This is a genomic window from Paraburkholderia ferrariae NBRC 106233 (assembly GCF_000685035.1).
GTDB classification, from domain to species: Bacteria; Pseudomonadota; Gammaproteobacteria; order Burkholderiales; family Burkholderiaceae; genus Paraburkholderia; species Paraburkholderia ferrariae.
In genome coordinates this window covers 24,664-43,774 of sequence record NZ_BAYB01000042.1, presented here as the reverse complement: position 1 = coordinate 43,774, position 19,111 = coordinate 24,664, and the positions used below count along the sequence as shown (strand labels likewise).

Annotated in this window: 25 protein-coding genes; 23 read left to right on the top strand and 2 right to left on the bottom strand. The window is 61.5% G+C overall.

Going from position 1 to position 19,111, the window contains the following annotated elements:
• Positions 1 to 31 precede the first annotated feature (31 nt).
• From traC to BFE01S_RS32100, 12 genes are read left to right on the top strand one after another with little or no spacing between them, the layout of a single operon-like run.
• Complete coding sequence (traC, locus tag BFE01S_RS32155; RefSeq protein WP_028229037.1) at positions 32 to 2,704, top strand: type IV secretion system protein TraC; 2,673 nt, start codon at positions 32 to 34, stop codon at positions 2,702 to 2,704.
• Positions 2,705 to 2,707: 3 nt separating this feature from the next.
• Positions 2,708 to 3,166, top strand: a complete 459-nt coding sequence (locus tag BFE01S_RS32150) for a TrbI F-type domain-containing protein (protein WP_042339282.1) — start codon at positions 2,708 to 2,710, stop codon at positions 3,164 to 3,166.
• Positions 3,163 to 3,639, top strand: a complete 477-nt coding sequence (locus BFE01S_RS32145; protein WP_028229035.1) for a S26 family signal peptidase — start codon at positions 3,163 to 3,165, stop codon at positions 3,637 to 3,639. The genes BFE01S_RS32150 and BFE01S_RS32145 overlap by 4 nt, the downstream gene beginning before the upstream one ends.
• Positions 3,626 to 4,261 (top strand): type-F conjugative transfer system protein TraW, encoded by a 636-nt coding sequence (gene traW / locus BFE01S_RS32140; protein WP_028229034.1) that lies wholly within the window; start codon positions 3,626 to 3,628, stop codon positions 4,259 to 4,261. The genes BFE01S_RS32145 and traW overlap by 14 nt, the downstream gene beginning before the upstream one ends.
• Entirely contained in the window at positions 4,258 to 5,259 is a 1,002-nt protein-coding gene (traU, locus tag BFE01S_RS32135) for a conjugal transfer pilus assembly protein TraU (protein WP_028229033.1), read from the top strand. The genes traW and traU overlap by 4 nt, the downstream gene beginning before the upstream one ends.
• Positions 5,260 to 5,269: 10 nt before the next feature.
• Positions 5,270 to 6,043 carry a type-F conjugative transfer system pilin assembly protein TrbC gene (gene trbC, locus BFE01S_RS41035; protein WP_052421047.1) on the top strand — a complete coding sequence of 258 codons (774 nt, stop codon included), beginning with the start codon at positions 5,270 to 5,272 and terminating at the stop codon, positions 6,041 to 6,043.
• Complete coding sequence (locus BFE01S_RS42135; protein ID WP_052421046.1) at positions 6,043 to 7,407, top strand: hypothetical protein; 1,365 nt, start codon at positions 6,043 to 6,045, stop codon at positions 7,405 to 7,407. Before trbC ends, BFE01S_RS42135 begins: the two co-directional genes overlap by 1 nt.
• 9 nt (positions 7,408 to 7,416) lie before the next feature.
• Positions 7,417 to 8,721, top strand: a complete 1,305-nt coding sequence (gene traN / locus BFE01S_RS32120) for a conjugal transfer protein TraN (protein WP_052421045.1) — start codon at positions 7,417 to 7,419, stop codon at positions 8,719 to 8,721.
• Position 8,722: 1 nt separating this feature from the next.
• Complete coding sequence (locus BFE01S_RS32115) at positions 8,723 to 9,091, top strand: hypothetical protein (RefSeq protein ID WP_028229031.1); 369 nt, start codon at positions 8,723 to 8,725, stop codon at positions 9,089 to 9,091.
• Positions 9,088 to 9,888, top strand: coding sequence for a conjugal transfer protein TraF (locus BFE01S_RS32110; RefSeq protein WP_028229030.1), 801 nt, complete (start codon positions 9,088 to 9,090; stop codon positions 9,886 to 9,888). Before BFE01S_RS32115 ends, BFE01S_RS32110 begins: the two co-directional genes overlap by 4 nt.
• 11 nt (positions 9,889 to 9,899) lie before the next feature.
• Positions 9,900 to 11,324, top strand: a complete 1,425-nt coding sequence (locus BFE01S_RS32105; RefSeq protein WP_028229029.1) for a conjugal transfer protein TraH — start codon at positions 9,900 to 9,902, stop codon at positions 11,322 to 11,324.
• 12 nt (positions 11,325 to 11,336) lie between these two features.
• Positions 11,337 to 14,390, top strand: a complete 3,054-nt coding sequence (locus BFE01S_RS32100) for a conjugal transfer protein TraG N-terminal domain-containing protein (RefSeq protein ID WP_245621248.1) — start codon at positions 11,337 to 11,339, stop codon at positions 14,388 to 14,390.
• Here the strand turns inward: BFE01S_RS32100 and BFE01S_RS41025 are convergent.
• On the bottom strand, positions 14,387 to 14,650 hold the full coding sequence (locus tag BFE01S_RS41025) for a hypothetical protein (protein ID WP_042339279.1): 264 nt from the start codon (positions 14,648 to 14,650) through the stop codon (positions 14,387 to 14,389). The genes BFE01S_RS32100 and BFE01S_RS41025 overlap by 4 nt on opposite strands.
• Positions 14,651 to 14,654: 4 nt before the next feature.
• Positions 14,655 to 14,897: a hypothetical protein gene (locus tag BFE01S_RS32090; RefSeq protein WP_028229027.1), complete on the bottom strand. Its 243-nt coding sequence runs from the start codon at positions 14,895 to 14,897 to the stop codon at positions 14,655 to 14,657.
• A 260-nt stretch (positions 14,898 to 15,157) separates the two neighbouring features.
• Between BFE01S_RS32090 and BFE01S_RS44770 the strand changes: the two genes are divergently transcribed.
• From BFE01S_RS44770 to BFE01S_RS32040, 11 genes are all read left to right on the top strand, one after another.
• Positions 15,158 to 15,316, top strand: coding sequence for a hypothetical protein (locus BFE01S_RS44770; RefSeq protein ID WP_156967231.1), 159 nt, complete (start codon positions 15,158 to 15,160; stop codon positions 15,314 to 15,316).
• Positions 15,313 to 15,588 carry a hypothetical protein gene (locus tag BFE01S_RS41020; protein WP_042339277.1) on the top strand — a complete coding sequence of 92 codons (276 nt, stop codon included), beginning with the start codon at positions 15,313 to 15,315 and terminating at the stop codon, positions 15,586 to 15,588. The genes BFE01S_RS44770 and BFE01S_RS41020 overlap by 4 nt, the downstream gene beginning before the upstream one ends.
• Positions 15,585 to 15,962, top strand: a complete 378-nt coding sequence (locus tag BFE01S_RS41015; protein WP_156967230.1) for a hypothetical protein — start codon at positions 15,585 to 15,587, stop codon at positions 15,960 to 15,962. The genes BFE01S_RS41020 and BFE01S_RS41015 overlap by 4 nt, the downstream gene beginning before the upstream one ends.
• A complete protein-coding gene (locus tag BFE01S_RS32075; RefSeq protein WP_028229026.1) occupies positions 15,959 to 16,369 on the top strand; it encodes a CFI-box-CTERM domain-containing protein in 411 nt (136 codons plus the stop codon). Before BFE01S_RS41015 ends, BFE01S_RS32075 begins: the two co-directional genes overlap by 4 nt.
• Complete coding sequence (locus BFE01S_RS32070; protein WP_028229025.1) at positions 16,369 to 16,884, top strand: Dna2/Cas4 domain-containing protein; 516 nt, start codon at positions 16,369 to 16,371, stop codon at positions 16,882 to 16,884. Before BFE01S_RS32075 ends, BFE01S_RS32070 begins: the two co-directional genes overlap by 1 nt.
• Before the next feature lie 5 nt (positions 16,885 to 16,889).
• Entirely contained in the window at positions 16,890 to 17,141 is a 252-nt protein-coding gene (locus BFE01S_RS32065; RefSeq protein ID WP_156967229.1) for a hypothetical protein, read from the top strand.
• Between the two features lie 18 nt (positions 17,142 to 17,159).
• Positions 17,160 to 17,855 carry a phospholipase D family nuclease gene (locus tag BFE01S_RS43615; RefSeq protein ID WP_084170298.1) on the top strand — a complete coding sequence of 232 codons (696 nt, stop codon included), beginning with the start codon at positions 17,160 to 17,162 and terminating at the stop codon, positions 17,853 to 17,855.
• 71 nt (positions 17,856 to 17,926) lie between these two features.
• Entirely contained in the window at positions 17,927 to 18,184 is a 258-nt protein-coding gene (locus BFE01S_RS32055) for an antitoxin (protein ID WP_028229023.1), read from the top strand.
• Positions 18,177 to 18,446: a hypothetical protein gene (locus BFE01S_RS32050; protein WP_028229022.1), complete on the top strand. Its 270-nt coding sequence runs from the start codon at positions 18,177 to 18,179 to the stop codon at positions 18,444 to 18,446. Before BFE01S_RS32055 ends, BFE01S_RS32050 begins: the two co-directional genes overlap by 8 nt.
• 8 nt (positions 18,447 to 18,454) lie before the next feature.
• A complete protein-coding gene (locus BFE01S_RS32045) occupies positions 18,455 to 18,856 on the top strand; it encodes a PIN domain-containing protein (RefSeq protein WP_169742690.1) in 402 nt (133 codons plus the stop codon).
• Positions 18,856 to 19,110: a hypothetical protein gene (locus tag BFE01S_RS32040; RefSeq protein ID WP_169742689.1), complete on the top strand. Its 255-nt coding sequence runs from the start codon at positions 18,856 to 18,858 to the stop codon at positions 19,108 to 19,110. Before BFE01S_RS32045 ends, BFE01S_RS32040 begins: the two co-directional genes overlap by 1 nt.
• Position 19,111 lies beyond the last annotated feature (1 nt).

The following is a 19,111-nucleotide window of genomic DNA, read 5'->3' as shown; positions in this document are numbered from 1 at the left end:
CACAACCGGCCAACCTCAGAAGGTGCATTGAATGGAACAGACATTCCTCGAAAAACTCAAGTCCAAGGCCGCTCAGGTGTGGGATGAGCAGATCCTTGGCAATACCTCGGACGTGGGCAGCGAACCCGCGCCGGTTGTCGTCTCGAATGACCTGGTGAACGGGGATGTTGACCACACCGTTCACACCGTCGCGGCCGGCACCCACGGCCTGCACAACCTGGTGCAGTACGACCAGTACGACGAAAAGACAGGCCTGTTCTACAACGACACGTCAATCTCGTTCTGCTTCGAGGTGATCCCTCAGACCGGCGCAGACGAAGACATGGCGAACCGCCTCAATACGCTGTTCACGCCGATCCCACCGGGCTACGGCGTGCAGTGGACGCTGTTCGGTTCACCCGTGCTCGATGAGCAATTCCAGGCCTATCTCGACCAGCGGCACATCGCCGTGGACAAGGGCGCGACCACGCCCTTCTTCCTGGAACTGGCTCAGCGACGGATCGACCACATCAAGAAGAAGGTCGGGCGACCCATGTTTGTCAACGACAACTTCATGGTGAAGAACCTGCGCCTGATCTTCTCCGTCACCAAGGCCGGCAAGCCGAGCGACACGCGCCTGGTGAGCGACATGGTGGAGCTGAAGGAGACGCTGCGCGCCTCGCTGCGCACCGCAGGCCTGCCGAGCTTTGCATTCGACGCCGAGGGCCTGATCCGCTTCCTGTGGCCGATCTTCAATCCCGACACGATGTTCAGCCCGGAGCCCCAGCCGGCGCTGCGCTACGACAAGGGGCGCTCGATCCGCGACCAGATCACCAAGTTCGGCCAGCACGCGCGCGTCAAATCCAGCGACATCCTGATCGGCATCCCGCCCGAGACGGCCGACGAGGAAGACACGCGCATCGCCGTGCGTGGCTTCGGCGTGCTCCAGTACCCGCAGAAGAAAGAGCTGTGGGAGATGGCCAACATCATCGGCAGCTTCTTCGATGACGGCCTCCAGTACCCGTGCCCCTTCATCATTTCGGGCGGCATCTACACGCTCGATCCGCAGATCGTGGAAGGCAAGGCGCAGCTCAAGTCGGCCCGCTCCAAGCAAAACGCGAAGTCGAAGATGGCCGAGTTCCAGCCCGAGCTGGAATCGCAAAAGCAGGATTGGGACGTGGTGATGCACCAGCTCAACCTGGGCGGCACCATGTGCGAGCTGTATCACACGCTGCTGCTGTTCGCGCCCAAGGCCTCGATGAACAAGTGCGCCCAGGTGGCCGTGAACATCTGGCGCAGCGAGCGCTTTTTCCTGGCGCCGCTGCAATCGCTGCATGTGATCGCGCTCTACGCCTCGCTGCCCATGACGCTCACGGAGAACGTGCGCAACGACATGCTGCGGCTGCGCGTGATGGGCACCAAGACCAGCGTGAACGCCACCGACCTGTCTCCCATCATCGGCGAGTGGAAGGGCGCAGGCGACCCGGTGATGATGTTCTTCGGCCGCCGTGGTACGCCCACCTTCGTGGACTTCTACTCGAACCAGCAGGGCAACTACAACGTGTTCGTGGCCGGCGTCTCGGGCTCCGGCAAGTCGGTGGCCATGAACGAGGTGGTGTCGGCCTACCGGGGCATCGGTGCCCGCGTGTGGGTGATCGACGTGGGCCGCAGCTACCAGAACCTGATCCGTCTCCAGAAGGGCACCTTCCTGGAGTTCACGCCGGAAACCAAGATGTGCATCAACCCGTTCTCATGGGTTGGTGAAGACGACGAGCTGGACTTCAAGGCTGAAATGCGCCTGCTGAAGCCCATGATCGGCCGCATGGCGTCGCCCAATGCGTCGCTCAACGAATACCAGTATTCGCTGCTGACCGAGGCCATCACGGGCGTCTGGAACGACTACGGCCAGGAGACGAACCCGACCCTGATCCAGAAGTACCTGCTGGAGAAGATCAAGAACGAATCGGGCGGCATCGAGCGCGTGGCCTTCGAGCTGGGCAAGCAGCTTCAGCCCTTCACCGAAGGCGGGGTGTACGGCAACTACTTCAACGGTCGCGCCAACATTTCGCTCGACGCCGACATGGTTGGCCTGGAGTTGGAAGAACTGAAGAACGCTCCCGAGCTGCGCCGCGTGGTGCTGTTCGTGCTGACCTCCCGGATCGCTCACGATATGTACCTGAGCCGGGATCGCAAGAAGCTGTGTCTGGTCGATGAGGCTTGGCAGCTCCTGGGGGCCGACAAAGAGACAGCCGAGTTCATCGAGGAGGGCTACCGCCGCGCACGGAAGTACAACGGCATCTTCTGCGTGGGTACTCAGGGTATCGAGGACGCCTATAAGAACGACGCTTCGCAGGCCGCCTACAACAACGCGGACTGGAAGATTCTGCTGCGTCAAGACCGCAAGAACCTCGAAACACTGATCGAGAAGGGCCTCTACAACTGCTCGCCGGCACAGAAGCGGATGCTGCTGTCGCTGCGCACCGAGAAGGGCCGCTTCTCCGAAATGATGATCTCGTCGCCTAACGGCGATTCCGTGGTGCGGCACATCCCCGACCCGTTCTCGCTGCTGATGGCCTCGACCAATGCGGCTGATTACAACGAGTGCGAGGCGCTTCTGAAGCAGGGTTACTCCACGATGGAAGCCATGCAAATCATGCTGGGTCGCCGGGGCGAAGACCGCCGCGTGCGCGACCGTCGCAAGAACCCCCACACCTACCGGATTTAAGACATGGAACAGAACACTCAACCCGTGGCGGCCGAAGCGCCCGCCGTCGCAGCTCCAGTGGCAACGCCAGCAGCCGCTCCCGCCGACGCGCCCCAACCCGCGCCGAGCTATTTCATGACCGTGCTCACCACCGCCCTGGTGTCTACCGTCTTCACCCTGCTGGCCCTGGCCCCGGTGGCGTACTCGATCTACAAGCACACGCCTCCCCAGGTGGCCACGGTCGATCTGCAAAAGCTGGTGGAGGAAGACCAGAAGCGTCTGCTCGATCTGATCGGCGTGGGCAGCTCGCCTGACAAGGGAGCGCTGGCCGACAAGATGACCGCCGAATTCGCCAAGAAGCTGTCGGTCGTGGTGGACGAAGTGGGCAAGGAATGCCACTGCGTCCTCGTCAACAAGGCCGCGCTGCTGGCCGGCACGGCCACGGACTACACGGACATCGTGCGGGAAAGGATCAAGAAATGAAGATCAAGCGCCTGTACCTGGGGCTCTGCGGAGCCGTTGGCCTGGCCGGCGTGGGCCTGTGGGTTTCGACGGCTTGGTTCACCTACTCGGTGGCCCTGACCCATAGCCTGCCTGGCCACGTCTACGCGATCAAGCGCGATGCGCCCGTGCAGAAGGGCGACCTGGTGGCCTTCCGCTGGCACGGCGGTGCGACCTACCCGGCCGGCACCACGTTCATCAAGGTGGTAATGGGAGGCCCCGGCGACGTGGTTAAACGGGCCGGCAACGAGTTTTGGGTGAATGGCCAATACATCGGGGTGGCCAAGCCCAAATCGAAGGCTGGCGTGCCCCTTACGCCCGCCGAGCCGGGCGTGATCCCGGAAGGGCAGATGTTCGTCGCCACGCCCAGCCCGGACAGCCTGGACTCGCGCTACGCGCTCTCGGGCAACGTGAAGAACTACGAGGTGATCGGGAAAGCCTATGCGATTTTCTAAGCTGATCGCGGTACTGATGGCCGGGGCCACGCTCACGGCTGCGCACGCGGAGTCCATTGGAACCATCGGCCAGACGTACCCGATTGGCGAGGAATCCGCGCTCACGATGATTATGAACAAGCTGCGCCAGAAGGAGCGCAGCGGCGAGCTGAAGGCGCTCCAGCAGCAAGCCATCAAGCGGTCGCTCAACAGCGTCAAGAACATGCCTCCGGTGGATGGCCTTCAGGCTGTCACCGAGAAGGCACAGCGCCTGATCGACCCGACCGTGTACTACCCCAATGCGGTGAAGACCGACGAGGGCCGCATCGTGGTGCCGGCTGGGGCCAAGATCAACCCGCTGCTCGTCACCGGCCTGAGCAAGCGCCTGGTGTTCTTCGACGGCCGCGACCCTGACCAAGCCGAGGCCGTGCGCCGCATGGTCAAGAAGGAAGGCCCGAAGGTGAAGCCGATCCTGGTGGCCGGCTCATGGCTCGATCTGACGAAGGCCTGGAAGACCCAGGTGTATTTCGATCAGAAGGGCGTCCTCTCTCAACGCTTCGGCATCCACGCCGTGCCCACCGTCATCAGCCAACAGGGCGCTTCGCTGCTGCTGCAAGAAGTCCCCGCGAAGGAGCTGCAATGAAACGCTGGATCGTGACCCTCATGATGGTGCTGAGCGCCGCTTTCGCGCGCGAAAGTGTGGCTGGCCAATGTGTCGGCGCTTTCGCCAACCCCATCACCGACATCTGCTGGTCTTGCCTGTTCCCCGTGACCATCGGCGGCCTGCCAATCCTCACGATGGATCAGGAAGACACCGACAACCCGAGCGACTTCCTGTGCTCGTGCGGCCTGCGGCCCGTTCTCGGCGTCACCGTGGGCTTTTGGGAGCCCGCCCGCCGCGTGGACGTGACTCGCTCACCGTACTGCTTCGTCTCGCTGGGCGGTATCAGCCTTGACCCCGGCATCCGTGCGCCCGAAGGCGAGGTGCGCTTGCAGCAGGACAACACGCGGCAATCAAGCTACCAGGTGCATTGGTATGTCGATCCGATGCTGTACTGGCTCGAAATCATCCTCGACAACCCTTGCCTCGAAACCGGCAGCTTCGACGTGGCCTACATCACCGAAGTCGATCCCACCTGGAACGACGACGAGCTGACCATGCTGCTGAACCCCGAGACGTACCTGTTCGGCAACCCCATCGCGCAGGCCGCTTGCGCGGGTGACTGCGTGCTGGCCTCGACCGGCTTTGGCAGCGATGCGCTTTTCTGGTGTGCCGGCTGCAACGGCTCGATTTACCCCTTCAACGGCCACGTCCAGGCGCACGTCAGCCATGTGCAGGCCAGCTCGCTCCTGGTGCAGCGAATGACCGCCAAGATGCACCGCGAAATGCTGACCTGGGGCACGGCTGGCAGCGAAGGCCTGTGCGGCGTCTACCCGCAGCCCGTGATGAAGAAGGATCAGTACAAGTACACGATGCTGTACCCGGTGCCGCAGACGGCCAAGATCAACGGCAAGTGCTGCCAGCCCTACGGCCGCACCACTGCCGTGTGGGGTGCGGGTCGCCAGTATCCGTACAAAGGCGAGGACTTCAGCTACGAAATCTTCCGCAAGAAAAACTGCTGCCTGGGCTATGGACTTTGAGGGGGCACCGATGAAGACCCGCATTCTCGCTGCCACCGTACTGGCATCCCTGCTGTCCCACGCTTGGGCTGACGTGACGACGCCAACCGCGTCCCAGCTCGAACAGGAACAGCGCCGCATCGAGGCCGAACGCAAAGCGATGTTCGACCCGAACAATCCGGCGACCAAGGCCAAGGCCCCGGCGCTGCCATCCAGTGCCGCCGTGCAGGGCGAAATGAAGCGCATCGAGGCCGAACGCAAGGCCATGTTCGATCCGAACAACCCGGCCACGAAGAACGCCAAGAACGTCTTTCCCAACGTGCCCACGCCGGAAGTCTCCAACGTGGACATCCAGGCGCTGGCCAAGCGCTACGAGCAGCGCGCAGACGCTCGCCGCACCGATGACCTGATGGTGTTCGTGAGCTTCACCATGCCGCCTGAATCGCTCAAGCGCATCGTGGCGCAGGTGAGCCGACTCGGGGGCACCGTGGTGCTCAACGGGTTCAAGGACAACTCGTGGAAGGCAACCGCCTTCGCCATCAAAGACCTGGGCGAGAAGCGCGGGAACGTGGTGGTCAATCCCAACGCCTTCGCCAAATACAAGGTCAAGTCCGTGCCCGTCACGGTGCTGACCAAGCCCGAGGCCATTGACCAGCTCGACAGCGAAGGCTGCGCGCTGCCGGACACCTACGCCGCCGTCGCCGGGGATGTGAGCCTCGACTACGCGCTGGATGAAATCGCGCAGCACGACCGCCGTTTCACCGAGCTGGCTCAACGCTACGCACGTCAACTGAGGGGCCGTTGATGAAGAACCTGACCACCGCAATCGCATTGGGCGGCCTGGCCGCCATGTCCACCCTGGCTTTTGCCGATCCGCCGATCCAGACGCCGGCAGACGCCTTCCAGGCTGGCAAGACCTTCGGGCAGAGTGGCAAGGACTCTGCGGCAGGAAAGGTGAATACCAACACGGGGAGCCAGAACCTCCCCAACTTCACGACCAACGCGCCGCAGTCGGCGAGCTTCGCCAACGGTCACGGCAACCTCGGCGCGGCAGGCAACTCGAAGCTCGCTGCCTGCCAAAACAGCGTGTCGCCTAATGCGATGGCGCAGCAGGAATGCGATGCCGTCAACTTCCTAGCCAAGAACCCGAGCATCCGGCCGAAGTTCATCATCGACAAGAAGAACGACCCGCTGCTGACAGGATCGGCGAACACCATCAAGAACCCCGGTTCGACGCCGGGCTCCAGCAATCAGCAGTGCCATGTGGAGACAGTGACGACGCCGGCTACGTACAAGACCGAGAGCTGCGAGCAGTCCGTGGTGACGCAGAGCTTCACTTGTCAGAAGACGCTGATTCCGCAGTGTGCCTATACGGGAAGCCCAATTTCATCGAGTTCTACATCTCAGACCGGCATATTTCCCTCGTTGTCCATAACACCCACCGGAACGGCCGGTCTTTACAACTACATCGTCAGCCTTCCCAACTGTACCGGGGGTGCGGAGGGTTCGGCGCAAATTAACTTCAACCTGGATACCGTTGGGCAGGGTGGCTACATAACCATCAACCTGTCTAACCTTGATGACGCGGCGGCCATTGGTGTGAATGGTTATGCAGTGTTCGCCGGATACCCGAACGCGGGGCCTTATTACAGCGGCAGCTACTTCCCTCAAACAACCAAGGCATTCCAGGTTGGATATTCATGGACTGAGCAAGTGGGTACTACTTGCACGGCCTACGATTGGGACGGCAACTGCACGGCCAGCCAGCCGAACTACCAGCAGTTCTATGCGAACACCAAGCTGCTGGATTTCTGCCCTGGCGGCTATTCGCCTACCTCACAAAGCCAATTCAGTTATTGCGATCCTGATAGCGGGTCTTGTTCCCCACCGGCGAACTACACGCCCTACAACGTGATGGGCTTCTTCTGCAATGCAGAAGGCAAATTCCTGATGAATCGGCACGAGGGTAGTGGCACCTGGGGAGGAAGCGTCTCATCCCAGATGCCTCTCCAAACAGGCACCAACACCATTCAAGTCTATTGGGGCACCGGCTATTGGGGTGGCGCTTGCGGCAACGTGACCGTGACCGGGCAAATCTACAACGTGGCTCCGACCTGCAACACGCCGTGGAATGACGGCTGCGCGGCAGCTCGCGGCGCAACGCAGTAAGGAGACAACATGAAGCGCATCCTTTTCGCCATCACCTGCCTCCTGACCGCCAACGCCTGGGCCGACATCACCTACGGCCCCAAGAGCTGCGTGCAGACCCAAGCAGACGTGTGCCTTGACGCCACGCCCTGCAAGCAGATCAACGGCATCCTGGCCTGCATCAACGGCCAGCCGCTGCCGCAAGGGGCCGTGCGCGTGAATGCCGACTGCTGGCAGTACCAAGCCAGCTTCACCTGCGAAGACAGTAGCTCCATCGACACCTGCCAGCCGCTGCGCGACAAGGGCTGCGGCCAGATCGGCAACACCTGCCTGTCCACCGACGCCACCGGCAAGTGCGTCAATGCGAGCTTCACCTTCAGTTGCCCGGATAAGCCCGCCACCTCGACTCAGAAGACCGTGTGCGACACGTCTTTCTGCAACAACGATGGCAGCGGGTGCTACGACACCTCGTCGCCCCAGGACAAGGACTTTGGCCAGGCGGCCGCGATGGTCGAAGTCACGCGCCAAGCCGGCATCTATGGCGTTGATCCCAACAAGGTGGAAATCTTCAAGGGCTACCTCGAAGAATGCTCGATCAAGGTGCTGGGCGGTACGGAACTCAAGAGCTGCTGCAAATCGGCTGGCGGCGGCGGGGCCTACACCAACCATGCGCTACTTTCGGCGGGCATGAGCGGCGGTGCAGCCGTGGTCGGCCAGGTCGGCAAGGACGGCATCAGAGCGGGCTCGCAGTACGTCTATGACGCCCTCTACGGCAATACCGACATTTCGCTGATCGACAAGGGGCTGACTTCGATGAACGACTGGGCCGGTGGCCTGGGCAGCAGTAGCACCTTCGGGGCCTATGGCTTCCAGTTCAGTTTCTCGATGGCCGATGGCTTCCAGTTCGTCGGCTTCGACCCTTACAGCTTCGCAATCTCTATCGCCATCCAAATGGTGATGGAGTGGCTGAGCTGTGACCCGAACGAGCAGACCCTGATGATGAAGAAAGGCCAGAACCTGTGCGTGTATGTGGGCAGCTATTGCTCCCACAAGATTCCGATCATCAACGTCTGCACGGAGATCAAGCAACAGCAATGCTGCTTCAACTCCATCCTGGCCAAGATCGTCAATCGACAGGGCAGGGCGCAGCTTGGCCTTCCGGCCAACCAGTGTGGCGGTTTCAACCAAGCCCAGCTTCAGGCGCTCAACTTTGCTGCGATGGACTTCAGCGAGTTCATCGCTTCGCTCAACGTCGATAGCGTCAACAACGCCTCTCTGAACAGCCAGATCAATTCGACTGTGCAGAACAAGGTCAAAAGTTACTACGGGCAATGACATGAAGAAGACCACCTACTTTGCCGCTGTCCTGCTGCTTGCAACTTTCGCGCGCGAAAGTCTCGCGGACGGCATCTACAACAACGCGCACGACCTGATGGTGGAGGCGATCCGCACCGGTAGCGCGTCCGGCGTCATGACCGGCGACATCGCCAAGAAGTTCAGCGACCAGTTTCGCAGCAACGGCTCGCTGCTGGTCAGCGCCACGGTGGAGAAGCGCTACAAGCAAAAGGGCTGCGCGCGCCTGTCAGTGAACTACACGAAGAAGCAGGTGCAGTCCACGCACGGCATGACGGACGCGCTGCTGAAGACGCAGATCAATTACTGCCTCGACGGCCGCGCGCCTGACTCGCTGGAGGAAGCCCAATGAAGCGCTTCCTACTGACGCTTTCCGTCGCGCTGGCCTGCACGGCGGCCTGGGCCGATAGCCCACTCGACTACCCCTCGATCTGGAGGTGCGACACGAGCAAGCCGAATTGGTACTGCGACGAGGACGCACAGCAGCCGCAGCGTCAGGTGGCCCCGCCGGCGCCGCAGGCCTCCGCGCCGCGTCCGCTCTCTCTGAGGGAAATCAAGACGGCCGAGCAGATGCGCCAAGAGCTGAAGCGCCGCGAGGACGTGGCCGTGATGAACCCCACCGACGCCAACCTGAAGAACTACCTGGAGCTGTGGCAGCTCACGCAGGAAAAGGGGGCGGTCTTCGCCGACAACTGGCGGCGGGTGGTCTGGCAGAACCCCGAGCTGGACTACTCGCTCAAGCGTCCGACCAACAACACGGCGATCAAGACCTACGACGCGCAGCGCGAGGTCAACGAGGAACAGCACTTGAAGACGCTGGCCAAGGAGCACGGCTTGATCTTCTTCTTCCGGTCTGACTGCCCGTACTGCCACGCGATGGCCCCGGTGCTGCGCAGCATGTCCGAGAAGTACGGCATCGAGGTGCTGGCCGTGTCGGTGGACGGCGCGGGCCTGCTGCCGGAGTACCCGCAGTTCACCGATGGCCGCAGCCAAGCGCAGGCCTGGGGTGTTGAGCGGGTGCCGGCCCTGTTCATCGGCTCCAAGACCACGGGCGACCACGCACCCATCGGCTTCGGCCAGATGGCGCTCACCGAAATTATCAACCGCATCTTTGTCCTGACTGGCACCCAGCCTGGCCAGAACTTCTAAGGAGAACCGACATGCTGCTCAAACGCCTCTCTGTTTTCGCCTTGGCCGTCGCTGTCGCTACCAATTCGTCCGCCATGTCAATGCAACAGCTTTTCGACTCGGTGAACGCCCAGGGCAACGTCACCAACCCGGCCATCCTGCAAGGCCAGACGATGAACCTCTACACCGGGGGCAGTCTGTTCATGCGGATGCCGCACAAGACCTACAACCTGGCCACCGTCACGCCGCCGAGCTGGAATGCCGGCTGCGGCGGCATTGACCTGTTCATGGGCGGCTTCTCGTTCATCAACAAAGAGCAGTTCGTGGCCATGCTGCGCAACATCGGCTCGAATGCGCTGGGCTACGGATTCAAGCTGGCCATCCAGAACCTGTGCCCGACCTGCGACAACGTGATGCAGGCGCTCCAGGCGACGGCCCAGCAGATCAACCGCCAAAACATCGACTCCTGCGAAACCGCCAAGGGCATCGTGAATGCCTCGGTGCCGGATTCGTGGACGCGCGGCAAGCAGGACGCGGCCAAGAACTTCGGCGTGAACACCAACCTGTTCAGCGACATCTCGGATGCCTGGTCAAACGTGATGAACAACGAGCCGAAGGCCAACGACACGATGAATCAGGTGGCGAGCAGCAACCCGGTAGCCAAGGACGCCATGCCCACCGGTAACGTGGTGTGGAAGGCGCTGAAGAAGCTCAATGGCATCGACGACGAATACCGGATGGTCATCATGTCGATGGTCGGAACAGCAATTTTCCCTACCAACAACAATGCCGGCACCCCGCCGACGCCGATCATCCTGCCCGCACTGGATATTTCGCTTGAGCAGCTTGTCGGCAAGCAAGACGCATCGCCAAACCTCGACTTCCCTATCTGGCGCTGCGACGACACCACCGACTGCCTGAACCCCTACCAAGGGAACATCGGCGACAACGGCAACGTGCTGAGCTTCCGTGCGATGGTGCGGACAAAGCTGTGGGCCATCGCCGACAAGATCGCTGCCCGTCAGCCCCACGACAACCTGAATGACGTTCTGAACTTCATCAACGTCACCGATCTGCCTGTCTACAAGATGGTGGCGGTCGGCACGGCATCGAATAACACCGGGCTGGCCGACGCCATGATTAACCGCTACCAAGACCTGATCGCGGCCAAGTACGCAGAGGTCTACATCCGTAGCGCCGTGAGCGACTTGGTGGCCGCGCTGGTGAAGTACCAAACGGTGGCGGCAAGTGGCGTCATGTCCGACCAGATCAAGGTCATTCTGGAGGCTGCTGAGAAGGTCAAGACTCAGGCCCGTCAGCAGATGTCCACCGCCTACACGCAGACCATGAGCACCTTCAACATGGTGCAAGAAGTCCAGTTCATGGAGCGTTCCCTGAGCGCCAACCTGTCGCCGACTCTGCGCAGCTCGCTCACCTTTGGCCGCAGCCTGCGATAAGGAGCCACGCCCATGATGGACGTAACTATCTCAACGTACTGGAACGTCGAAACGCTCTACTACGTCTTCAACGCGGTCGCCGCGATGATGGCTGGCGCAGGCTTCGCCGGGCTGCTGAAGATGGTCTTCATCTTCGCCATCGGCATCGGCATGTTCGCCTACCTCGGCGGCAAGCAGCTCGAAATGGCGACCTGGTTCTTCCAGGCGCTGATCTTTGTCACGCTGCTGAACATGCCGATCGCGCGCGTGACGCTGACCGACAAGACCAACCTCCAGCCGCCTCGTGTGGTAGCCAACGTGCCCTTTGCGATGGCTGTGATCGGGCAAACGGTCAACATGACCTTCGGCTTCATTACACAGCAGTACGAAACGGCTTTCGGCGTGCCCGACACGTTGGGCCTTGAGCAAGGCGATGTGGGCTTTGGCCACCGCATCCTCAAGCAAGTCAACAACGCGGAAATCCAAGACCCCGGCCTGCGCGCTGACCTCTTGCAGTTCATAAAGGAATGCACCCTGTATGACATCAAGGATGGCCAAGTTAGCGGCGCGCAAATCACTGGCGGCACCGATGTCTGGAACACCATCCTGACGCAGACTAGTCCGGCGCGCTTCGTCACCTACAACACGATCAGCGCGAACCCGACCACCGACACCTGCCAAAACACGGGCGTGATCCTGAAGACCAGGATTGATGCTGCCGTGCAGGCAGCTCAGACCTTCTACGGGAAGCAGGCATTCCCGCTGGCCCAATCGGACGCACTCGCCCAGAGCATGTATCTGAATGCCGTTTCCACGTCCTACGACTGGCTGCTGCAAAGCTCGCAGAGTGCATCCGACGCCCTCAAGCAAGGCATGTTCAACAACATGTGGCGGCAGGCTGGCACCAGCCTTCCCTCCATGCTCAACGACCCGGCACAGGTCGCGGAAGTGACCGCGCTTGCGGCCGAGGGCCAGGCTGCGGCGCAAGCGAATACCTCGAACTCGGTGATGAGTCTGCTGGGCCAAGAAGTCATCCCCCACATGCGCAACTGGATCGAGGCGATTCTGTACGCCATGTTCCCGGTGATCGTCATCCTGATGGTCGTGATGACTTCAGACGGGGCCAAGAAGGTGCTGGGGGGCTACATGATGTCGCTCGCCTGGATCGGCATGTGGCCGGTTCTGTTCGCGGTCATCAACCATCTGTCGCTGATGTACCTGAAGCACAAGGCGAACGCGCTTGGGCTTGCTCCTGGCGTGCCCTTCCAGCTTTCGGACGCTTTCAGCGCGACGATTGTCGATGAGCAGGCGGTGATCGGTTACATGGTTGTCCTGGTGCCGTTCATGGCCGGCGCGATCATCAAGATGGGGCAGGGTGGTTTCATGTCCCTTGCCGACAAGGCCATCACTGGCTTCACGTCTGCCGGTGCGGCTGCGGGCTCTGCTTGGGCGGCCGGCAATGTGAGCATGGGCCAGGCCGGTATCGACACCCACTCGGTCAACACCACGTCCATGCACAAGATGGACTACAACCTCGGGCTCGAAGGTGGCGGTGCCGCTATCGGCACGTCCAGCGGCGGCGTGGCACGCTTGGCCAGCAACGGATCGGCGGCACTGGAGGCGATGCACAACCGGCTGATGACCTCGATTTCCACCGACAACCGGCTGGACAGTCAGCGCACGCAGGAAGCGCACGAGACGGACATCGCAGGGAAGGGCACCGCCGTTTCCAATCGCCACAGCGATGCCAGCTCGTACACGGATGTGGTCGGTCATGACAATACGCGCGGCCGCAACCAAGGGCATAGCACGGAGAACGCCGTTTCTGTGCAAGGTAGCCACGGTGGATCGACGGACAAGGGCCAAGGCCTGCATAGCGGGACGCGGACGGCCTCCCACTTCAACACCACGGCTGGGGCAAGCGACAACCTAGCAATGGGCCTTGGTGTCGGTGGCGGGAACACTGGCGCAGTCGGCGGTGGAGGCTCTGCCTTGCCTGGCGGTGGTGGCGGTGCCGGCGTCGATCCGAAGGAAGAAAAGCGCATCGCCGACTCCATGAAGAACGCGGGCGCATCCCAGGCCGAAATCGACAAGGCTTTGGGCAACTACCGTAACGCCCGTGGTGGAGCTGCGCCTGGAAAGGGCGGTGGCATGGCTATCGGCGCTCGCCTTGGGTTCGACTCGGCCAAGAACTACTCGGCAGCTCACTCACGCGACAAGAGTACCGATCAAGCTCATACAACAGACGAATCGACCCGGCTCACTACCAGCTTCCAGGAATCGGGTTCCCGCACTGTTCACAACCAGCAGGGCGAACAGTCCGCGCAGACCAACCGCCACGGCCGCGAGGCAGCACGCAGCAACGTGGACGAACACTCCAGGGTCAACGACGCCGTGGAGCGCAACGAGAACGGCGTGGGCAATCGGGCCAGCCGAGGCGAGAGCAATTCCTTCTCGGTGCATCACGACCTCATGGCCGACCCGGAATTCATGTCCCAGGTCGCGGCGCGGAATGGCATGAGCGCCATGCGCTTCTACAGCCAGGAGACGCCCACGATCATGAGGCAGGTGCAGGACTTCGCCGCAGAGAAGGGCATGGTGGCCAAGGCTTCAACGCTCAACGGCCAGACCTTCGATGGCGGCCACATGCCGACGACGAAATCCGAGCTGCACAACCTGGCTCAGCACGAGCAGGGTGATATCAAGGACGACATCGACAGCAAGCACAAGAAGAAGGTACGCCAGACCGGCTTTACCGGTGCCGGCGCGCTCGATGTTCACACCGGCCTGCCTGCTGTCGGCAGCGATGCTCGTGGTGCGGTGGAGGGCAACCTGAACCCGGACAACAAGACCAGCATCCCGGCTCGCGCTGGAGCCTTCGATGAGAACGTCAACGCCTGGGCCAGCCCGGATAAGAAGGTCGGCGAAGGGCGTGCCAACCCGATGGGTGTGGTCGAGGACATGGAAGGCCGCGACATCAAGGACACCGCCAAGAAGACGTGGGACAAGCTCACGGGTGGAGACGGCACGGCCGATGGCGAAAAGCTCAACGACAACAAGAAACGCGAGGACAGCGTTGGCTTCTAGTGAACGCGGTGGTTGCCCTGGTAGTAGCCATAGCCCTGTGACCCCCAGCGGTATCCGGTCACAGGGTCATCGTCAAACGGAGCTGAGCCGATGCTGAAACCACTGAAGCCATCGCTAAGCCACCAGGCGAGCCAGTACGGCACCCAAACGACAAGACCGCCAACCAGCATCGCCAGGAAGCTAGAGGCGGTCTTGTCCGACAACAACCAAGCAGCTACGACCGGCACAAGGCCGAGCAGCTTGCGGGGACGAGAGATCATGTTTTCACCTTTGTTCCTCGATCACGACCGTAACCGTGTTCGGGCCTTCTTTGACGTAAGCGACAACGCGCCAACCCTTTTCGTAAATCTCCTTGACGGTGACTTTGCCCAGGTGCTCGCAGTTCAAGGCCTGCGGGGTGCCATAGCAAAGGCCGCCTTTCACCGGGGCCTGATTCGGCGCGGCTTGAGCATTGGAGAGGCTGCAAATTGCCGTCATAAAGACGGCAGCGGCGTATTTCTTCAGCATGTCGTATCTCCTGGGTTCAGGCCTGCGCGGTGCGCAAACCTCGTGAATCTAAATGCCCGCCGCTCTCCATCAAAGTGCGCGCGGACAGTGGCACAAGACCATCGACAACGCAAGGTGCGGGAGCGCACGAGTTGCCGTCACTTTGACGGCAGTTACAAGGATACAACGGCTGAGGCCGTTTTTGGAACTACAGCACCCGCCCGCAGCCTTCGGCTGACCGGATTGGCAACCCCTAAAACCCTACCGTTTCGGAGCGAAACATGAAGAAAACCTTGGCCGCAGCACTGTTCCTGGCCAGCTTGGCAGGTTGTGCAACAAAGCAACAACAGCCCGATCCCCGCATTGGCACCGACCTGACCCCGTACCGCTCGATCCCCAACTACATCGAGTGTGGCGATTGCCGGATGCCTCAGAAATGACGGACGCGATCCAGTGGGCAGGATGCGCCCTGGGAGTCCTTGGCTCGTTCCTGCTGGCAACCAACAGCCGCTTTTCAGGGTACGGGTTCTTGGCCTTCCTGGGCTCTAACGCCATGTGGATCGCCTACGGCGTCATGGCCGCAGAGCCGGCTTTGATCGTCATGCAGGCGGCTTTCACGCTGACCAGCCTGTTAGGCATTTATCGCTGGCTGCTGCCATCAGCCCGCAAGGGCGCGGTGACTTTCGCGCGCGAAAGATTGGAGGACGCATGACACGGCAAGAAATGGAGAGGCAGGCCGTTGGCCTGATCCTTAAACAAATTTTCGACAGCCAGCAGTTGTCCACGCCGATTTACTGCGCTGAAGTGACAAGCGAGGAAGTGGCTTCCGAATTGGCTCACATCCTCCCCCTTCTCTACATCTGGAACGAGGCATGGCCAGCCGGCACATTCACTCTATCAGTGAACGGCGCTCTGCTTGGTTATCTGATGGAGGCGCTAGTTCCCCGAGAGGATGAGTCATTTAAGTTCATCTTCGAGTCAGTAACTGCGGCCTTATCCACCGCCGTCCGGGATAGCGTAATTGAGGTGTGCGAGAAGGCGGGAATGCCACCAAGCCTGTTGTTCGCAGATGGCGGTGGTGCATGAGGAAGCGCTACCACTCCATCACCGACATCGTGGCGACGGTCTACTGCGAGCAGAAGGCCGTCTATGACCGTGAGCGCGGGGATGCGCGGCCGCTCGATGTTCGCATCAAGGCGGCCACGGGCACCTTCGAGCATCTGCGCTTTCAGGTCGAGGGGCAGACCTCGCAGATCGTGGACAAGCGCTGCTTCATCGCTTCCCAGGTCTACGGCGGGGAGGCTTGGCAAACCAACACGCTGCGCGCATGGCGCGACCGGGTACTGATGCCCCGTGCGACCGGCCGTGTGGCCGTTCGCCTGTACTACGCCGTGTCGCCTGGCATCGCCCGCGTGCTGGAGCGCTGGCCGAGAGCCGCTGGCTTGGTACGTCGCGCACTTGACCGCCTCGTGGTGTTCGTGGAGGGCCGGTGATGCACACCTTGATCGGCCTCATGTTCTTCGGCATGGCCATCGCGGTGGCTGTGTGGATGCTCATCGTCTGGCGTGGCTTCACCCAGGTCTGGCTCCCTGAAGAACTCAAGGCCGCCCGAGTCGCCCTGGTCGAGAAGAACCTGTGGATCGACGCACCGTTTCCCGTGGTCGGCCGCCCTGATCGCGTCTACCGCCTGCCCACCGGGCAACACGTCCCGGTCGAGAACAAGAACCGCGACCTTGACCGCGTGTTTGACACCGACATCGCGCAGCTCTCACTGCAAGCCTGGCTGCTGCGTCACAAGGGCTTCGAGACGGCAGCGCATGGGTACGTGGCCATCAACAATCGCCGCACGCGGCAGCGCACCGCACATCGGGTCGAGCTGCTGGACGACTCCGCGTGCGTGCGAATTATCAACCGCTATCTGGACGTGACGGAAGGGCGCGCTCAGCCCCGGAAAAGTCGCGGCAAGAAATGCAATTCGTGCGGCCACGCCGCCACCTGTTCAGGATGACAACCATGCTGCGCGTACTACTTGTTTTGCTGCCGATGGTGGCCTTTGTATTGACTCAAAGCTGGTGGTTCATCGCCCTGTTTTTGGTTCTCTTGGTCTGGATGGTTGGCTCTGCTGTGCGGCGGCCTACGGACAAGATGGTCGGTTACGCAATCTCGATAGCGCAAGAAAACGGTGTGCCGCCGCCAAACCTGCGTAGCTTCAGAGAAGTGCGCAAGTTTCTAAACAAGCATGGCCACTACAGGCTTCCGTTTTGACTATGGATGGATGATTGAATGAAAAGCAAGAACACAGTAGCTCGCCTCGTTACAGCCTTTGCAATAGGGGTCGCACTCACGTCGTCTCCCGTCACTTCCTTTGCCGGCGACCAGCCCATCCTGGACTGGTTCAGCGGCAAATTTGGCAACGGCAGCAAGAACGACAGCAAGCGACAGCACAGCACGCAAGGGCAGGGTGGCGCGGCCACGGTGCCGGAGCAGGTCTATATGGGCACGGTGCCCCCAGCGGACGGGCGTGCGTGGGTGCAGATGGCGACCGCACCTGACGGTGGCGCGCTTGACTTGGTGCTCAACGTCATCGACTCGGCCAAGACCTCGATCCGCATTGCGGCCTACTCGTTCACCAGCAAGCCCATCGCCGAGGCGCTTTTGCGCAAGCAGAAGGCGGGCGTGTCAGTGATGGTGGTGATGGACAAGTCGCAGCTCACGGAGCGCTACACGTCCGCCACTTTCCTGGCCAACGTGGGCGTCCCGGTTCGCATCAATTCCCGGTACGCGATTCAGCACTCGAAGGTGTTGGTGGTGGATGGCGACACCGTGGAAACGGGCAGCTTCAACTACACGGATTCTGCCGCGAGGCGCAACAGCGAGAACGTCTTGGTGATCTGGCATCACCCGACGCTGGCCAAGGAGTACGCGACCTACTGGCAGCGGCTTTGGGAGGAAGGTGAGCCTTATCGGGCGCGGTATTAAGTGCCGTCATATTGACGGCAAAGTGACGGCAATATAGACTGCTGCATATACCCACTCACCAGCAGATAACCATGACCGATTTGCGCCCTGCCAAGTTGTTCAAGAACGGCTCCAGCCAAGCCGTTCGGCTACCTGCTGAGTTCCGTTTCGAGGGCGAAGAAGTCTTCATTCGGCGCGACGAACTGACCGGCGACGTGATCCTGACGACGCTGCCCGGTGCCAGCACCTGGTCGAGCTTCTTCCGTGCGATCCGGGCGGCTGGCATCCCTGTGGGCTACATGGCCACGCGGCCGATGAACAAGGTAGCGAGGGAGGTGTGCCATGAGTAACCAAGCAGCCGCTGCCCAGCACTGGTACTACCGGCTGCGCAAGGATGCGCTGCTGATCGCCGCCCGCTCCGGCAACCTGGCTGAGAGCTTCATCCTCAAGATCGAGCGGCGCTTGCTGTCGGGCCTTCAGCACGATCCCGAGGTGCCCGACACGGTGAAGCCTGTGCTGCTGGCCTGCCACTCCAAGGCGGTGCGGCAAGAGCTGGAAATGCAGAGGCAGTGCCGGGCGAACAACAACACGACACGAGGGAAGGCGCAGTGATGCCGTTCATGCTGGATACCACCGTCGCGGCTGCACTGATCCGTGGCGACATCACCGAAGACCGCAACGCGCAGCTTGCGGCCACCCTGCCGCAAGAGCTGTGCGTCTCGGCCGTCACGCGCGCCGAGCTGCTGCTGGGGCTGATGGACTTCCCCGAGCACCTGATGCTGCGCCGGGTGCTGTTGTCCTTCTTCCAGATCGTGCGCTCGCTGGCATGGGATGACGCTGCGGCCGATGAATACGCCCGCGTGCGGCCTCTGGCTGTCCGCGACGGGGCCGACATGGGCGAGCTGGACATCATGGTGGCCGCGCACGCGGTCGCGGCCGGCGCGACCCTGGTAACGAATCGACCGGGCCTGTTCGCCTCGATGCACCTGCCCGTGCAGGTCTTGCAATGGGAGGCGCGCTGATGGGGAGCTTCGACGTAGGCGAATTCATGCACCAGTTCCTGAGCGTGTTCGGGGACATCGCAGAGGTGGCTATGCGGGTGTTCAGCACCATGTTCGGCTACCTGCAAAACATGGCCGGGAATGGGCCGATGGTGACGGGAATCATCATCGGTTTTGTCCTGGCCTTCTTCTTCAGGGGAATCATCATGAAGCTGCTGATCGTCGGCTTCCTCGTGGTGGTTGCCTTCTGGCTCTTTGGAAATGGAGGCGGTTGAC

Excerpts from the sequence above, each read along its gene's own strand:
- BFE01S_RS32110 (WP_028229030.1), top strand. The coding sequence starts at position 9,088 with ATGAAGCGCTTCCTACTGACGCTTTCCGTCGCGCTGGCCTGCACGGCG.
- BFE01S_RS32145 (WP_028229035.1), top strand. The coding sequence starts at position 3,163 with ATGAAGATCAAGCGCCTGTACCTGGGGCTCTGCGGAGCCGTTGGCCTG.
- BFE01S_RS32075 (WP_028229026.1), top strand. The coding sequence starts at position 15,959 with ATGAGGAAGCGCTACCACTCCATCACCGACATCGTGGCGACGGTCTAC.
- BFE01S_RS32150 (WP_042339282.1), top strand. The coding sequence starts at position 2,708 with ATGGAACAGAACACTCAACCCGTGGCGGCCGAAGCGCCCGCCGTCGCA.
- BFE01S_RS44770 (WP_156967231.1), top strand. The coding sequence starts at position 15,158 with ATGAAGAAAACCTTGGCCGCAGCACTGTTCCTGGCCAGCTTGGCAGGT.
- BFE01S_RS32050 (WP_028229022.1), top strand. The coding sequence starts at position 18,177 with ATGAGTAACCAAGCAGCCGCTGCCCAGCACTGGTACTACCGGCTGCGC.
- traW (WP_028229034.1), top strand. The coding sequence starts at position 3,626 with ATGCGATTTTCTAAGCTGATCGCGGTACTGATGGCCGGGGCCACGCTC.
- BFE01S_RS41020 (WP_042339277.1), top strand. The coding sequence starts at position 15,313 with ATGACGGACGCGATCCAGTGGGCAGGATGCGCCCTGGGAGTCCTTGGC.
- BFE01S_RS32045 (WP_169742690.1), top strand. The coding sequence starts at position 18,455 with ATGCTGGATACCACCGTCGCGGCTGCACTGATCCGTGGCGACATCACC.
- traC (WP_028229037.1), top strand. The coding sequence starts at position 32 with ATGGAACAGACATTCCTCGAAAAACTCAAGTCCAAGGCCGCTCAGGTG.
- BFE01S_RS42135 (WP_052421046.1), top strand. The coding sequence starts at position 6,043 with ATGAAGAACCTGACCACCGCAATCGCATTGGGCGGCCTGGCCGCCATG.
- BFE01S_RS32105 (WP_028229029.1), top strand. The coding sequence starts at position 9,900 with ATGCTGCTCAAACGCCTCTCTGTTTTCGCCTTGGCCGTCGCTGTCGCT.
- traU (WP_028229033.1), top strand. The coding sequence starts at position 4,258 with ATGAAACGCTGGATCGTGACCCTCATGATGGTGCTGAGCGCCGCTTTC.
- trbC (WP_052421047.1), top strand. The coding sequence starts at position 5,270 with ATGAAGACCCGCATTCTCGCTGCCACCGTACTGGCATCCCTGCTGTCC.
- BFE01S_RS32070 (WP_028229025.1), top strand. The coding sequence starts at position 16,369 with ATGCACACCTTGATCGGCCTCATGTTCTTCGGCATGGCCATCGCGGTG.
- BFE01S_RS32100 (WP_245621248.1), top strand. The coding sequence starts at position 11,337 with ATGATGGACGTAACTATCTCAACGTACTGGAACGTCGAAACGCTCTAC.
- BFE01S_RS41025 (WP_042339279.1), bottom strand. The coding sequence starts at position 14,650 with ATGATCTCTCGTCCCCGCAAGCTGCTCGGCCTTGTGCCGGTCGTAGCT.
- BFE01S_RS32090 (WP_028229027.1), bottom strand. The coding sequence starts at position 14,897 with ATGCTGAAGAAATACGCCGCTGCCGTCTTTATGACGGCAATTTGCAGC.
- BFE01S_RS32065 (WP_156967229.1), top strand. The coding sequence starts at position 16,890 with ATGCTGCGCGTACTACTTGTTTTGCTGCCGATGGTGGCCTTTGTATTG.
- BFE01S_RS41015 (WP_156967230.1), top strand. The coding sequence starts at position 15,585 with ATGACACGGCAAGAAATGGAGAGGCAGGCCGTTGGCCTGATCCTTAAA.
- BFE01S_RS32055 (WP_028229023.1), top strand. The coding sequence starts at position 17,927 with ATGACCGATTTGCGCCCTGCCAAGTTGTTCAAGAACGGCTCCAGCCAA.
- BFE01S_RS32040 (WP_169742689.1), top strand. The coding sequence starts at position 18,856 with ATGGGGAGCTTCGACGTAGGCGAATTCATGCACCAGTTCCTGAGCGTG.
- BFE01S_RS32115 (WP_028229031.1), top strand. The coding sequence starts at position 8,723 with ATGAAGAAGACCACCTACTTTGCCGCTGTCCTGCTGCTTGCAACTTTC.
- BFE01S_RS43615 (WP_084170298.1), top strand. The coding sequence starts at position 17,160 with ATGAAAAGCAAGAACACAGTAGCTCGCCTCGTTACAGCCTTTGCAATA.
- traN (WP_052421045.1), top strand. The coding sequence starts at position 7,417 with ATGAAGCGCATCCTTTTCGCCATCACCTGCCTCCTGACCGCCAACGCC.